Annotated in this window: 16 protein-coding genes; 14 read left to right on the forward strand and 2 right to left on the reverse strand. The window is 70.1% G+C overall.

What is annotated here, in order from left to right; genetic code table 11:
• Positions 1-27: 27 nt before the first annotated feature.
• Positions 28-1,740, reverse strand: a complete 1,713-nt coding sequence (locus AMK33_RS08770; protein WP_073932208.1) for a chitinase — start codon at positions 1,738-1,740, stop codon at positions 28-30.
• 426 nt (positions 1,741-2,166) lie between these two features.
• On the opposite strand from AMK33_RS08770, the gene AMK33_RS08775 reads away from it, so the two are divergent.
• The 14 genes from AMK33_RS08775 (at position 2,167) to AMK33_RS08840 (ending at position 13,957) form a co-directional block, all read left to right on the forward strand.
• A complete protein-coding gene (locus AMK33_RS08775; RefSeq protein WP_073932209.1) occupies positions 2,167-3,003 on the forward strand; it encodes a hypothetical protein in 837 nt (278 codons plus the stop codon).
• Positions 3,004-3,082: 79 nt separating this feature from the next.
• Positions 3,083-3,790, forward strand: coding sequence for a Flp pilus assembly protein CpaB (gene cpaB / locus AMK33_RS08780; RefSeq protein ID WP_073932210.1), 708 nt, complete (start codon positions 3,083-3,085; stop codon positions 3,788-3,790).
• Between the two features lie 9 nt (positions 3,791-3,799).
• Positions 3,800-5,059: an AAA family ATPase gene (locus AMK33_RS08785; protein ID WP_073932211.1), complete on the forward strand. Its 1,260-nt coding sequence runs from the start codon at positions 3,800-3,802 to the stop codon at positions 5,057-5,059.
• The gene (locus tag AMK33_RS08790; protein WP_073932212.1) at positions 5,056-5,448 is read left to right on the forward strand and encodes a septum formation initiator; all 393 of its coding nucleotides are present in this window, start codon (positions 5,056-5,058) and stop codon (positions 5,446-5,448) included. The genes AMK33_RS08785 and AMK33_RS08790 overlap by 4 nt, the downstream gene beginning before the upstream one ends.
• A gap of 160 nt (positions 5,449-5,608) precedes the next feature.
• The gene (locus AMK33_RS08795) at positions 5,609-5,923 is read left to right on the forward strand and encodes a TadE/TadG family type IV pilus assembly protein (RefSeq protein ID WP_107425077.1); all 315 of its coding nucleotides are present in this window, start codon (positions 5,609-5,611) and stop codon (positions 5,921-5,923) included.
• Positions 5,924-5,937: 14 nt separating this feature from the next.
• A complete protein-coding gene (locus AMK33_RS08800; protein WP_073932214.1) occupies positions 5,938-7,275 on the forward strand; it encodes a CpaF family protein in 1,338 nt (445 codons plus the stop codon).
• Positions 7,276-7,286: 11 nt separating this feature from the next.
• Positions 7,287-8,231 (forward strand): type II secretion system F family protein, encoded by a 945-nt coding sequence (locus tag AMK33_RS08805; RefSeq protein ID WP_073932215.1) that lies wholly within the window; start codon positions 7,287-7,289, stop codon positions 8,229-8,231.
• 21 nt (positions 8,232-8,252) lie between these two features.
• On the forward strand, positions 8,253-9,140 hold the full coding sequence (locus tag AMK33_RS08810; RefSeq protein WP_073932216.1) for a DUF5936 domain-containing protein: 888 nt from the start codon (positions 8,253-8,255) through the stop codon (positions 9,138-9,140).
• 18 nt (positions 9,141-9,158) lie between these two features.
• Complete coding sequence (locus AMK33_RS08815) at positions 9,159-10,850, forward strand: sensor histidine kinase (RefSeq protein WP_235618025.1); 1,692 nt, start codon at positions 9,159-9,161, stop codon at positions 10,848-10,850.
• Positions 10,847-11,695, forward strand: a complete 849-nt coding sequence (locus AMK33_RS08820) for a response regulator transcription factor (RefSeq protein ID WP_073932217.1) — start codon at positions 10,847-10,849, stop codon at positions 11,693-11,695. Before AMK33_RS08815 ends, AMK33_RS08820 begins: the two co-directional genes overlap by 4 nt.
• 160 nt (positions 11,696-11,855) lie before the next feature.
• Positions 11,856-12,089 carry a hypothetical protein gene (locus AMK33_RS08825; protein WP_073932218.1) on the forward strand — a complete coding sequence of 78 codons (234 nt, stop codon included), beginning with the start codon at positions 11,856-11,858 and terminating at the stop codon, positions 12,087-12,089.
• Positions 12,086-12,688: a pilus assembly protein TadG-related protein gene (locus AMK33_RS08830; protein WP_073932219.1), complete on the forward strand. Its 603-nt coding sequence runs from the start codon at positions 12,086-12,088 to the stop codon at positions 12,686-12,688. The genes AMK33_RS08825 and AMK33_RS08830 overlap by 4 nt, the downstream gene beginning before the upstream one ends.
• A 34-nt stretch (positions 12,689-12,722) precedes the next feature.
• Positions 12,723-13,301: a hypothetical protein gene (locus tag AMK33_RS08835; protein ID WP_073932220.1), complete on the forward strand. Its 579-nt coding sequence runs from the start codon at positions 12,723-12,725 to the stop codon at positions 13,299-13,301.
• Positions 13,302-13,309: 8 nt separating this feature from the next.
• A complete protein-coding gene (locus AMK33_RS08840; protein WP_073932221.1) occupies positions 13,310-13,957 on the forward strand; it encodes an OmpA family protein in 648 nt (215 codons plus the stop codon).
• Here the strand turns inward: AMK33_RS08840 and AMK33_RS08845 are convergent.
• A complete protein-coding gene (locus AMK33_RS08845) occupies positions 13,932-14,318 on the reverse strand; it encodes an ASCH domain-containing protein (protein WP_201262990.1) in 387 nt (128 codons plus the stop codon). The genes AMK33_RS08840 and AMK33_RS08845 overlap by 26 nt on opposite strands.
• Positions 14,319-14,470 lie beyond the last annotated feature (152 nt).

The raw sequence follows: 14,470 nt of genomic DNA on the forward strand, positions 1-14,470 counted from the left end.
GGGGCGGTGCCGTTCGGGCCGTGCCGGTTACGGCAGCGCGTGGACGTGCGGGCCCACCGCGTTGGACCAGGCGTTTCCTGCCGTGGCGTCCCAGTTCGTGGACCAGGTCATCGCGCCCCGCAGGTCCGGGTAGGTCCTCGACGGCTTGAAGGAGCCGCAGCTGGTGCCCTTGGTGAGGCAGTCCAGGGCGTTGTTCACGACCGACGGGGAGACGTAGCCGCTGCCCGCGCCCCGCGTCGAGGCGGGCAGGCCCAGGCCGACCTGGGACGGGTCGAGACCACCCTCGAGCTGGATGCAGGCGAGCGCGGTCAGGAAGTCCACCGAGCCCTGGCTGTAGACCTTGCCGTCACAGCCCAGCATGGAACCGCTGTTGTAGTACTGCATGTTGACGACCGTGAGGATGTCCTTCACGTTCAGCGCGGTACGGAAGTACGAGCCGGACGTCGACTGCATGTCGATGGTCTGCGGCGCCATCGTCAGGATCATGTCCGGGCCCGCCTTCGCCGACAGCGAGCGCAGCGCCTGCGTCATGTAGGTCGCGTTGAGGCCGTTCTCCAGGTCGATGTCGACGCCGTCGAAGCCGTACTCCTGCATCAGCGCGTACACCGAGTTGGCGAAGTTCGTCGCGGAGGCGGAGTCGTTCACCGAGACGGTGCCCTTCTCGCCGCCGACCGAGATGATGACCTTCTTCCCGGCCGCCTGCTTGGTCCGGATGTCCGCCTTGAACTGGTCGACGGTGTAGCCGTTCAGGCCCGCCGAGTCCAGGTTGAAGGTGACGGCGCCCGGTGTGCCGGTGGCGTCCGCGAAGGCGACCGCGATGATGTCGTAGGCGTTCTGGACGTCGGAGACGCGCTGCACCGCCGCGCCGTTGTCGAAGTTCTGCCAGTAGCCGGTCACGGCGTGCTTGGGCAGGTCACCGCTCCCGCCGCCGTCGTCCTTCTGCTTCGTGCGGGCCGTCACCGCCGTCGACTTCGGCGACTCGCCCGCCGCGTTGGTCGCGGTGACCTGGAAGGAGTACGAGGTGTCGGCCGCGAGGCCGGTCACCGTCGCCGACGTGCCCGACACGGCCGTCACCTTCGTACCGTCGCGGTAGACGGTGTACCCGGTCGCCCCCGACACCGTGTTCCAGGCCAGCGACACCGACGACGACGTCGTACCGGAGACGGAAAGGCCGCCCGGTGTGCCCGGGACCGTCGGCTCCTCTTCACCGCCGCCGCCCCCGTCGGGGCCGAACACCGACAGGTCGTCCACGTGGTAGGCGGCCTGGCCGTACCAGCCGTGGGTGTAGACCGTCACCGAGGTGGTGGAGGAACCGGTGGAGAAGCTGGTCGAGAGCTGCTTCCAGCTGCCGGAGTCGGGGGTCCAGGTGGACACGTCCGTCGTGCCGGTGCCGGTGACGCCCAGGTAGGCGTACCCGCCCTGCACCCAGCCGCTCAGCCTGTACGTGGAGTTGGGCTGCACCGCGACCGTCTGGGAGCAGCGGGCGTTGTCCTGCCCGGCGGGCGTGGCCTTGAGCGCGGCCGTGCCGCCGTGCACCGGGGAGGAGACGGTCGTGCCGCTGTTCGCCGAACAGGTCCAGTTGCTCAGGCCCGCCTCGAAGCCGGCGTTCTTGGCGTTGTTGACGTCCGCCGCGGACGCCTGGCCCGCGCCGGCGAGGGGAAGGGCGAGGGCGAGGGCGGAGACGAAGGCTCCGGCCCAGAGACGTCTGCTGCGAACGGGCGTTCCTGGTGCGCGGTTCATGGGGCCTCCGGTGGGGGAGAAAGGGGCGGGGGAGAAGGGGAGACGAGGGGAAGAGGGAAGGGGAACGACGGTGGCCACCGTGTGCAGCACAAGGTGGTCCAGACCAATCACGTTGTCAATAGGTCCAGACCAGAATCGACCAGTGAACCGACCCCAGGGCGACGTCCGGCGTCAAGGCGGTGCACGAGATCCACACCTACGGGGCCCGATCGAGACCGGCAAGATGCTCAACGTGTCCCGTTTTGACGCACCTTGTGCACCGGCAGTTGCTGTTCGGCTGCCCAAACGCTGTTCTCCGGCCACAGGCCCGCGGATACAGTGCTGACGTAGTCACGCAGTGAAGTCACCAGGGTGCATCGGAGTGACGCCCGATGGGCCGAGGGGCCTGGGGAGAACGGGGAGCCGCGCGTGCCAACTGCCATTGCCGTGACCGGCGCCGACATGGCGCTGCCGGCCCAGGACGAACGAACCCTGCCCGCCGTGGTGCTGCGGGACATCGACACCCGCCCGCTCGAACAGGTCCTGACCGAACTGCAGTTGATCATCGAGCACCACGGGCACGTCATCGTCGTCTGCTCCCAGGCCACCCCCACCGCCGTCCAGCGACGCCTGCACACCCTGCGCTCCCTGCTGGAGAGCGACCGGATAGCCCTCTTCCGCCCCGACCTCCCACCGCTCGGACTGGCCGTCCTGGCCCGCCAGTTACGGCAGCTCGCCTCCTGCGACCTCAGCCCCGGCGTCCTCGCCTCCGCCGGCCGGCTGCTGATCCACTACATCCACTCCGGGGCCCTGCTCGGCTCCGTCGCCCGCCTCGACCGCGTCCCCGTCGACCTGAGGCAGCACGCCAAGTCCTGGATGCCCGGCAGCCAGTTCGCCGTACTCGCCCACCCGCAGCCGCAACTCGTCCGCCTCGGCCCCGAAGCCTCCCTCGACGGGCCCGAGTTCGGCACCTGGATGCTCGTCGCCAAGGGCCAGCTCCAGTCCGACTGGGTCACCACCACCCTGGCCCCCTCCTGGAAGGTCCAGGGCCTGCGCGAGACACCGCTCCCCGCCGATTCCCCGGACTGGTGGGGAACCGGCAAGCTCGTCGAGTTCTGCACCTACCTGCCCGACCTGTCCGTCCTGTACCAGCTCGTCACCTCCGTACGGCGCGGCGTCTGCCACTGGTGCGGCATCGACGTCATCGGCGACCGGTGCGTGTTCTGCTCCGCCGTACCACCCGCCCCCGAGGGCACGCCGGCCCTCACCCGAGGCCGCACCTGACCCGTTCGTCCACCGCACGCCCCGTCACGACCCCGCCCGATTCCGCTCGACCGATATCCCCGATGAGGTTGCACGGTTCATGAACTCCCGTCAGCGCCGCGGCGTGATACTCCTGCTTCTGTCGGTCCTGTGCGCCCTCGGCGCGTTCGCCGGCGTGCTCTCCGTCATCAGCGACGTGGAGTCCAAGGTCGGCCCCGAGGTCACCGCGTACCGGCTGAAGACGGACGTGGCGCCCTACACCCCCCTCAGCACGGGTCAGTTCGAGAAGATCGAGATGCCCGAGCGGTGGCTGTCGAAGAACGCCGTCACCGACCTGGACGAGATCCGGGGCAAGATCGCCGTGACCGATCTGCAGGAGGGCTCCCTGCTGCAGAGCGACATGATCGTGAACCAGCCCGCCCTGCAGCCGGGACAGCAGGAGGTCGCCATCATGATCGACGCGGCGACCGGCGTCGCCGGCAAGATCACACCGGGCTCCTCGGTCAACGTCTACGCCACCTTCGAGGGCGAGCGCGAGGGCGACCCCGACCAGTCCAGAATCATCGTGACCAACGCCAAGGTCCTCGACGTCGGCAAGCTCACCGCCCTCCAGCCCGACGAGAACGACCGCGGCCGGGAGCCCACCGACGCCGTCCCGATCACCTTCGCGCTGTCCGCCATCGACGCCCAGCGCATCACCTACGCCGAGTCGTTCGCCCAGCGGGTCCGCCTCGCGCTGGTCGCGCCCGGAACCGACAGCACCGTCCCGGACTCGCAGCGGACGTACGAACTCGCGAAGGACAAGTGAGAGGCCCGCATGCCCACGAGGATCCTGCCGGCAGTCGGCGACGCGGACGCGGTCCGGTCCCTCACCACACTGCTCAGCCAGCTCCCGGACGCCGAGCCGGTGGCCCCGGTGGTCGACTCCACCCAGCTCATCGACACCCTCGCCCGCCTGGCCGCCGAGTCCGTCGACGAACTGCCCGAGGTCGTGGTCGTGCACGAGCGGATCGGCCCCGTCCCCGCCCTGGAGCTGATCCGCGAAGTCGCCCTGCGCTTCCCCGCCGTCGGCGTCATCCTCGTCACCTCCGACGCGAGCCCCGGCCTCTTCCAGGCCGCCATGGACTACGGCGCCCGCGGCCTGGTCGCCCTCCCGCTCGGCTACGAGGAACTCGCCAGCCGCGTCCAGGCCGTCGCCCAGTGGTCCGCCGGCGTACGGCGCCACCTCGGCTCCGGCGGTGACGTGTTCACCGGTGTCGGCGGCACCGTCGTCACCGTCAGCGGCGCCAAGGGCGGCGTCGGCGCGACCCTGACCGCCATCCAGCTCGCCCTCGCCGCCCAGGCCTCCGGCCGCACCACCGCCCTCGTCGACATGGACCTCCAGACCGGCGACATCGCCGCCTACCTGGACGTCCAGTTCCGCCGCTCCGTCGTCGACCTCGCCGCCGTCAACGACATCTCCCCGCGCGTCCTCGCCGACGCCGTCTTCCGCCACGACACCGGCCTCGCCCTGCTGCTCGCCCCCGGCGAGGGCGAGCGCGGCGAGGACGTCACCGACCGCGCCACCCGCCAGATCGTCAGCGCCCTGCGCTCCCGCTACGAGGTCGTCGTCATCGACTGCGGCGCCCAGCTCGGCGGCGCCGGCGCGGCGGCCGTGGAGATGGCCGACACGGCCCTGCTGGTCACCACCCCCGACGTGGTCGCCGTACGGGGCGCCAAGCGGGCGGTGCGGATGTGGGACCGGCTGCAGATCCGCAAGGCGGAGGAGACCACCGTGGTCGTCAACCGGCACACCCGGTCCACGGAGATCCAGCCCCCGCTCATCCGGAAGATCACCGGCACCGCGGTCGCGGCCACCGTGATCCCCGCCCACTTCAAGGAACTCCAGGCCGTCGTGGACGCCGGCCGCGTCCACGAACTGGAGAACAAGAGCACGGTGAAGCAGGCCCTGTGGGGCCTGGCCGGCGAACTCGGCCTGGTCAAGGCCGCCGAGGGCGCCCACAAGGGCGGCAGGCCGCGCGGCGACCGGGGGTCGGTGAGCTTCCGGCGGCGCAGGGACGGAGGGGGACGACCATGAAGGCGGCATTACCCGCGCGTGGCCGCGACCGGGGTCAGGTGACCATCGAGTTCCTCGGCATGACCCCCACGATCCTCGTGACGCTGGTGGTGCTGTGGCAGCTCGTACTGGTGGGGTACGCGTTCACGCTCGCGGGGAATGCTGCGGACGAGGCCGTACGGGCGGGCACGGCGGCGGCACCGGGCGCACGCCAGGGCGCCTGCCGGGCGGCAGGGCTGGACAAGCTGTCGGGAGCGTGGGCGGAGGGAGCGACCGTGAACTGCACGACCTCGGGCGGCTTCGTCACCGCCGACGTGAAGCTGAACGTCCCCCTCCTCTTCCCCGGCGCCATCTCCCTCCCCCTCGACGTGGAGGGACACGCGGGCGCGGTCGAGGAGGAGACGGACTGACATGCCGTACAAGCCGCACAGGACGTACAAGCCGCACGGGACGTACAAGCCGCACGGGCCGTACCAGCCGTACAGGCCGCACGGGCCGTACAAGCCGCACAAGACATATAAGCCGCACGGGCCGACCGCACACCGGCTCCGCGACCGCGGCCAGGTCGCCATCGAATACCTCGGCTTCCTCCCGATCCTGCTCATCGTCGCCATGGCCGCCGTACAGCTCGGCCTGGTCGCCTACACCGCCCAGCAGGCCGGCACGGCGGCCCGCGCGGCGGCGCGCAGCGCGTCGCTGGGCGAGGCGTACGGCCACACCTGCAGGGCCGCCATCAGCGACTGGCTCGCCGACGGCACCTCCTGCGAGGGCTATCCGGGAGGCGACGAGGTCACCGTCACCGCCACGGTCGACATCCCCTCGATCGTGCCGGGCTGGGACTTCGGCCCCGCCCGCAAGTCCGCCACGATGCCGCGAGACCACTGAGGAGCGAGCGACCCATGAGCCTGCGGGCACGCATCAACTCCCCCGAGGAGACGGCCGGACGGGGCGAGGACGGCCACCTGGTCGCCTCCTACCGCGCCAAGCTCCTGGAGGAGATCGACCTCGCGGAGATGAGTTCGCTGGCGGCGGCCGAGCGCCGGGCCCGGCTGGAACGCGTCCTCGGCCACATCATCAGCCGCGAGGGCCCGGTCCTGTCGACCGTCGAACGCTCCCAGCTCATCCGCCGGGTCGTCGACGAGGCATTGGGCCTCGGCATCCTGGAACCCCTGCTGGAGGACGCGTCCATCACCGAGATCATGGTGAACGGCCCGGACGCCATCTTCGTGGAGCGCGGCGGCCGCGTGGAACAACTCCCGCTCCGCTTCGCCTCCAACGACCAGCTCATGCAGACGATCGAACGCATCGTCTCCACCGTCAACCGCCGCGTCGACGAGTCGAACCCCATGGTCGACGCCCGCCTCCCCTCCGGCGAGCGCGTCAACGTCATCATCCCGCCGCTCTCCCTGACCGGCGCCACCCTCACCATCCGCCGCTTCCCCCGCTCCTTCACCCTCCAGGAACTGATCGGCCTCGGTTCGCTGGACGACCACATGCTGTACCTGCTGGCCGGCCTGGTGCAGGCGCGCTTCAACGTCATCGTGTCCGGCGCGACGGGCACCGGGAAGACGACCCTCCTGAACGCCCTCTCCGGCCTGATCCCCGAGGGCGAACGCATCATCACCATCGAGGACTCCGCCGAACTCCAGCTCCAGCAGCCGCACGTCATCCGCCTGGAGTCCCGCCCGCCGAACGTCGAGGGCAAGGGCCAGGTCACCATCCGCGACCTGGTCCGCAACTCACTCCGTATGCGCCCCGACCGCATCGTCGTCGGTGAGGTCCGCGGCGGCGAGTCCCTGGACATGCTCCAGGCGATGTCGACGGGTCACGACGGCTCCCTCGCCACGGTCCACGCCAACAGTGCCGAGGACGCGCTGATGCGGCTCCAGACCCTCGCCTCCATGTCGGACGTGGAGATCCCCTTCGTCGCGCTCCACGACCAGATCAACAGCGCTGTCGACGTCATCGTCCAGCTCACCCGCTTCGCCGACGGCGCCCGCCGCATCACCGAGGTCGCCCTGCTGGAGAGCCACGGCTCGGAGCCGTACCGGCTGGCCACGGTCGCCCGCTTCCACGCACAGCCCATGACCGCCGACGGCCGCGTCCACGGCGTCTACGAGCACCACCCCCTCCCGCGCCGTACCGCCGACCGCCTCTACATGGCGAGCCAGCCCGTCCCCCAGGCGTTCGGCATCGCCCAGTCCTACGACCAGCTCGCCACCCGAGAAGCCAGGTAGGAACCGTCCCCATGGATCTGCAGAACCTGATCACGCTGACCACCGGCATCACGCTGCTGACCTGCGTCCTCGCGGTCGTCGGCGTGCACTCGTACGCCACCGGCAGGGCACAGCGGCAGGCGCTGGTGGACCGGCTGTCGGCCACCGGCCAGATCCCCGTCACCGGCCGCCGGCGCCACTTCCCCGCCCTGGACCGCCGCCTGCGCCGCACCGGACTCGGCAAGAAGCTCGAACTGCGCCTGACGGCCACCGGCCTGGACATCACCCCCGGCGAGTTCTTCGTCTACATGCTCGCCACGGTCGCCGGCCTGTGGCTCATCGGCCAGGCGACCCTCGCCCCCTTCTTCGGCCCCATCGCCGGCCTGCTCGGCGTCTGGGTGGCGCTGCAGTTCCTCAACTGGCAGCGGCAGAAACGCATCGAGAAGTTCATCAACCAGCTCCCGGAACTGGCCCGCATCCTCGCCAACGCCACCCAGGCCGGCCTCGCCCTCCGTACGGCCATCGGCATGGCGGCGGAGGAGCTGGAGGCCCCGGCGGGCGAGGAACTGTCCAAGGTGGCCAACCAGTTGGCGGTGGGCGCGTCGATGGACGACGCCCTCGGTGAACTCGCCGACCGCCTCCCGTCCCGCGAGCTGGTCGTCCTGGTCACCACCCTCGTGCTGTCCAACCGGGCGGGCGGCCAGGTGGTGAGCGCCCTGCGGAACCTGACCGAGACGCTGGAGGAGAGAAAAGAGACCCGCCGGGAGGTCCGTACGCAGCTCTCCCAGGTCAGCATGACGTCGTACGCCGTCCCCGTGCTCGGCGTCGGATCCCTCTTCCTGATGAACGGGGTGAAGGACGGAGCCCTGGAGCGCATGACCGGCTCCCCGGCCGGACAGGCCGCGGTGGTCATCGCGTTCGGCCTGTACGCCATCGGCTTCGTCCTCATCCGCCGCCTGTCCCGCATCGACGTCTGAGCGGCGAGGAGGCCGACCGACATGGCACTTCTGCTGGCCCTCCTGATGGGCCTCGCCGTCTACGGCGTCTTCGCCGGCGTCCGCATGTACCGGGCGGAGGCGAAACTCCCCAGCGACCTGGCCCTGGCCCTGGAGGTCGGCTCCACCCGCACGGGCGCGGTCGACTCCCTCGTCGACCGCATGGGCATGCGCTACGCCCCCGCCGTGCTGCGCGTCATGGGCCCCAAGCAGGTCGCCAAGTACCGCCGCAAGATCGACCTGGCGGGCAACCCCGGCGGTCTGACCATCGACCGCTACGCCGCCCGCCGAGCGGTGTACGGGGCGCTCGGCGGGCTGGGCTTCCTGGTGTTCCTGATGCGCGGCCAGCTCTTCATGGCCCTGTTGCTCCTGGCGTTCGGCGCGTTCTGGACGGAGGTCGGCATCTGGTCGGCGATCCGCGTCCGCAGGGACGTCATCGAGCGGACGCTGCCGGACTTCCTGGACGTGCTGGCGGTGGTGGTGAGCGCGGGTCTGGGCTTCCGGCAGGCCCTGGACCGGGTGTCGTCGAAGTACGAGGGTCCGTGGGCGGACGAACTGCGCATCACCCTGCGCCAGATGGACCTGGGCATGAGCCGCCGCCAGGCGTTCGCGGAACTGCGGCGCCGCAACGACTCGGAGCAGGTGGCGATGTTCGTCACGGCGTTGCAGCAGGGCGAGGAACTGGGTGCGCCGATCGTGGACACGCTGGTGTCCCTGGCGAAGGACATGCGCCGTACGGATTCCCAGAACGCCCGCCGCAAGGCGGCCCGCGCGGTTCCGAAGGCCACCATGATGATCACCACGTTCATGGTCCCGGCCACGATGATCCTCCTCGGCGCCGGCCTGATCCTCGGTTCCGGCATCGACTTCGGCGCGGTCACGGGCGAGTAGGGCAGGGGGCAGGGGGCGATGACGACGACCAGGGAACGCACGGGGCTGTTCCGCCGCGCGGCCAGACTGTCGGAGATCACCACCCCACCGGCAGGCACGGTCCTCCCACCCCACGCGAGAACGGGCGCCCCGGACATCCCGGTGACATCGGTGACCCCGGCACTGCCACCGGGCTGGGAACCGGCGGGGGGCACACAGCCGCGACTGCCCGAACCGTCAGCCGCGGAGGCCGCTGGACCCTCGCAGGGCCATGGTGCGTCAGCCGCCGAGGCCGCTGGGCTCCCACGGGACCATGAAGCGTCAGCCGCCGAGGCCGCTGGGCCACCACAGGACCACGGAGTGTCAGCCGCCGACGGTGCCGGGCCCCCACAGGGGCCACCCGTACCCGACAACGAAAGCCGCACGGGTGGTGCGGGTGGGAACCCGCATCCGGCCGAAGGCCGGACGCACCCCCCACAACCCGCACCGCGCCCAGACGTCCAAATCCAGATCAACGCCCTCCAAGCCCTGTGCCGGCAGGCATTCGGCTTCCGCCTGGCGATGATCGCGCTGGCGACCCCCTCCGCCCTCCTCAACGCCGCCCCCGGCTGGAGCACCCGCCTCGTCGCCATAGCGGTAGTGGCCACCTTCATGGCCTCCTACGTCCTCTTCAGGGACTGGGAACGCTTCGGCCCCCTCCTCCTCCGCCACCCCACCCTCCTCGCGGCGGACACCCTCTTCGGAGCCCTGCTCCTGATCTCGGCGGGCCCCGACACCACCCTCGCCTACGTCAGCGTCTGCACCCCCCTCCTCGCGGGCCTGATCTACGGCTGGCGCGGCGCGGCGGTCTTCGCCTCCCTCCAGGGCCTGATCCTCCTCCTGGTCCACGCGGCCCTGGACAACCCCCAGACGGACCCGGCGGAATCACTCCTCCTCCCCGGCCTCTGCGTGATCGCCGGCGCGGTCGGTTCCAGCCTCCGCAACCTCATGCTCCGCCTGGGCACGGCAACCCGGGCCTTGACCACGGTCCAGGCCCGCCTGGCCGTCACGGAAGCAGTCAGCGCCGAACGAGCCCGCCTCGCCCGCGAGATGCACGACTCGGTGGCCAAGACCCTCCACGGAGTGGCCCTGGCGGCGGACGGCCTGGCCGGCACGGCGGGCGCACGGCACATGGACACGGCCCTGGTGAAACAACAGGCGGAACTGGTGGCCCGCTCGGCCCGCAGAGCCGCCGCCGAGTCCCGCGAACTCCTGGCGGACCTGCGCAGGGAGTCGGACCCCGACCAGGGCACGGACGTACTGGTGGAACTGGCCGCCCGCACCCGCGACTTCACCACCCGCACCGGCGTCCCCGCGACCTACCGCCCCACCGGCGAGCACGCGGTCCCGCCCGTCCCGCCCGCCGTGGCCCGCCAACTCCTCACCATCGCCTCGGAGGCCATGGAGAACGCCCACCGCCACGGGAAACCGACCAAGGTCGACGTCCACGCCGGCGTCCACGGCGACCTGCTCCGCATCAGCGTGTACGACGACGGCACCGGCCTCCCGCCCGGCACCGACCTCGAACAACTCCGTCGCGCCGGTCACTTCGGCCTCGTCGGCATGGTCGAGCGGGCGGCCTCGGTCGGCGCCCGCATCCGTATAGGCCGGGGCGCGCACACACAAGGCACCGAAGTCCGCCTGGAACTGCCACTGGCGGCCGTGACGACCCCCACGGAGGCCACCCCATGACGACACCACCGAACCCCTTCGCGAACGTCCCGCCCCCGGCCCCGCTCCGAGTGGTCGTGGCGGACGACAACCCGGTGGTCCGCGCCGGCCTGACCGCCCTCCTCACCGGCCGCGAGGACATCACGGTGGTGGCGGAGGCGGCCGACGGCCGCGAGGCCTACGAGGCGGCCCACACCCACCGCCCCGACGTGGTCCTCCTGGACGTCCGAATGCCCGGCGTGGACGGCATCTCGGCACTCCCGTACCTGGTACGGATCGCCCCTGTGGTGATGCTGACGTACAGCAGGGAGTCGGAGATCGTCGAAGAGGCCCTGCGCAGGGGAGCGGGCGGCTACCTGGTCCACGGCGAGTTCACGGCGGACCAGTTGGTGTCGGCGATCCGGGACATCAAAGAGGGCAGGCCCCACTTCACCCCCACAGCGGCGGGAGCGTTGCTCTCGCAACTACGTCAGGATTCGCGACCGCCCAGGCCGCTACCAGAGGGACTGGGGACTACACGTACAACTAACCCCATCACAAACGGACTCGACCTGCCCCACATCCCGCCCCCACCTACTTCTGCGGAAAACCTTTCGCAACTGCAACCGGATATGGCACGATCGTCGTCTGGGTGGACAGGCGGCCGCCCGGCCGCTCCCGACAGGTCGAGGTACCAACTGAGCGCGAGGGAGGCGGAGATCATGGACCTCATCGCATCCGGCATGAACAACCAGCAGATCGCCGCCACGTGCTTCATCAGCGAGAAGACGGTCAAGAACCACATCAACCGCATCTTCGCGAAGCTCCATAGCACGAGCCGTTCCGAGGCCGCGGCGAAGTGGCTCGGCACGACAGGGGCGGGGTGACCTCCGGTGACGGCAAGGGGGACGAGGAGTTGGGCCCGCGATTGGGCCCGGGATTGGGCCCTGGGGCCCTCTGACGGACAGGTCACCCGCCCGTACGTTGCAGATGCCGAAAGCGGCCCCATGAAGCAGGCCGCTGTTGCGTCAGCCGGAGGGGAACACCATGAGCGACCTGATGATGAAGACCGCCGTCGCGACCAAGGTCCGTGTCAACGGCTGGAAGAACACGACGGTCGAGGCCATGCAGCGCCGCAACGCCGACAAGGGGCAGACCGCGGTCGAGTACCTGGGCATCATCGCGGTGGTCGTGCTGATCGTGCTCGCGATCACCGGCACCAGCATCGGTCAGACCATCCTCACCAAGATCAACGCGCAGATCGCCAAGGTCGCTCCTTGAGGCGATTCCGCCGGTACGGTGACGCAGGGCAGGCCTTCCCCATCTACATCACGGTGGTGGGAGGCCTGCTCTTTCTCGCGTTCGCGTACTTCGCGGTCGGCCAGGCCGCGGCGAATCGGAACGGTGCGCAGACCGCCGCTGACGCGGCGGCACTCGCGGCGGCACAGGACACGCGGGACGCCCTTGCGGACCGGTGGGTTCAGGACCTGCTCGACCCGGCGAAGTGGCAGGCCATCTTCAACGGCAACGTCGACGGCATCGGTCTCACCTGCGGGCGGGCGTACGAGCTTGCCGCGAGGAACGACGCCAGCGTGGTCGGATGCGGTCTGGAGGGCCTCCTCGGTTACAAGGTCGAGGTCGAGACCAACAAGACCGTTGGAGACTCAGTGGTCCCCGGCACGGAAAACCGCCGCTCCAACGCGACCGCCACCGCTGTGATCGAACCCCGCTGCACTTTCCAGCTCCCGTCCGAGGACGCTGGAGAAGACGTACTGCCGCTGCTCACCTGCGAGGGCGAGGAATGGGACCTGGACCCGAAGGGGCCCGTCGAACTCCTCCCCAAGCCCGAGGACCTGTTCGAAGTCCACCTGGCCGACTGACAAGCGAACGACGAGTGATGAAGGAAGCAGAGAGATGAGCATTCGGATCACTGCGCAGGCCCGCAGGGGGATGGTCGCGTTGGCCATCGCGGCCGGACTGGCCGTGGGCGCCGTGGGCTGTGGCGGTGGAGGCGGTGACGACAAGCCGAGCCCTTCGACGTCGGCCTCCAAGGACAGTGGTTCCAAGCCGAGTGCCCAGGAGGGGCAGACGGAGACTCCTCTGGCCGAGCTCAAAGGCACAGACGGGCTGCTCCTTCAGATCACCTCTGCCGTACGGGATTCCGGCGGTTTCGTCACCGTGAGCGGGAATCTCAAGAACGACGGCGCGGAATCGGTGGCCATCCCGGCCCAGACGAGCGGGGACGAGACCGAGGTCGTCAAGCACGGTCAATCGCTGGGCGGGGCGACGCTTGTGGATTCCAAGGGGAAGAAGCGCTACTACGTGCTGCGGGACACGGACGGCCGCCCGCTGACGACGACGGGTCTCACCACCCTCAACGCAGGTCAGACCCTTCCTGTGTTCATGCAGTTCCCCGCCCCACCGGCCGACACGACTGACGTGAGCCTTCAGATGCCGACGTTCTCCAGCGGCACGATCAAGATCTCCGGGTGAGGCCGGCCATGACTCGCACCCCGACCCGCCTGGCGCCGTCGCGCCTGGCCCTGGTCCTCTCGGCCGCCACGGTCATGGTCACCACCAACCTGTACGGCGCGGCGCCGGCCCACGCGGACGACGGCCCCAGCGTTCCACCGGGAACCGAGGCGTCCGCGTCCGCCCCCGTCGAAGTCGACCCGAACGACCCCGACCTCAAGCTCCCGGAGGGCGCCACCCTCACCGAGCCCAAGGTCCTGGACATCAAACAGATCGTGGAGGACAAGAGCGGCGACGAACGCCGTGAGGACACCAACTCCGACGTGACGTTCGCGCTCCAGGCCGAGGTGCTGTTCGGCAAGGACAGCGCGAAGCTCGGCGCGGAGGCGAAGGCCCGTATCGCCACGATCGCGGGCGAGATCAAGACGCAGAACGCGACGAAGGTCCGCGTCTTCGGCTTCACCGACAACCTGGGCTCGTCCGCGCACGGCGACGTCCTGTCCCGTCAGCGCGCCAACGCCGTACAGGCCGTCCTCGGCCAGGAGCTGAGCGACGCGAACATCACCTACGAGGTGCGCGGATACGGCGAGCAGTACCCGATCGCCGACAACTCCACGGAGGCCGGCCGCAAGAAGAACCGCAGGGTCGAGATCACCTTCCCGCGCACGGGGAGCTGAGCCGGAACCGCAGGCACACCAGCGGCGTGTCCTCGTCCACCGGAGTGCCGATGCCTTCCCAGAAGCGCCTGTGTCCGGTCCGCCACTCGTCCAGCGACCGGTCGCCCTCTCCTTCGGCGGTGGCGTGTTCCCACGTGACACCGCCGAAGGAAGTCAGCTCGACGCCGGTGATCTCGATCGTGGCGACGCGGTCTCCGTCGTTCCCGAGAAGCGCCAGGCGCTCACCCTCGAACTCCAGGCCCTCCGTCTCCTCGACGTACTCGGCCAGCAGCCCGGTGGTGGCGGTCTTCCTCCCGGCCAGGACGAGAGCGTTGAGTCGCTCCCGCATCTCACCGATGGTGCCGAGCTCCAGTGCCCGCATGCCGTTCACCCGTGGCCACACGGTTCCACTTCCCTTCCGGCGCCTGTCTCCGCACCGATCATCCCTCAGCTCCCGGAGCAGGTGGTCGGCCCTACCCGCTTTGATCTCCGGGATGAGGGTGCGCAGGGCTTCTCCGCTGTCGGTGAGGGGGT

This window comes from Streptomyces sp. CB02400, from assembly GCF_001905725.1.
GTDB classification, from domain to species: Bacteria; Actinomycetota; Actinomycetes; order Streptomycetales; family Streptomycetaceae; genus Streptomyces; species Streptomyces atrovirens.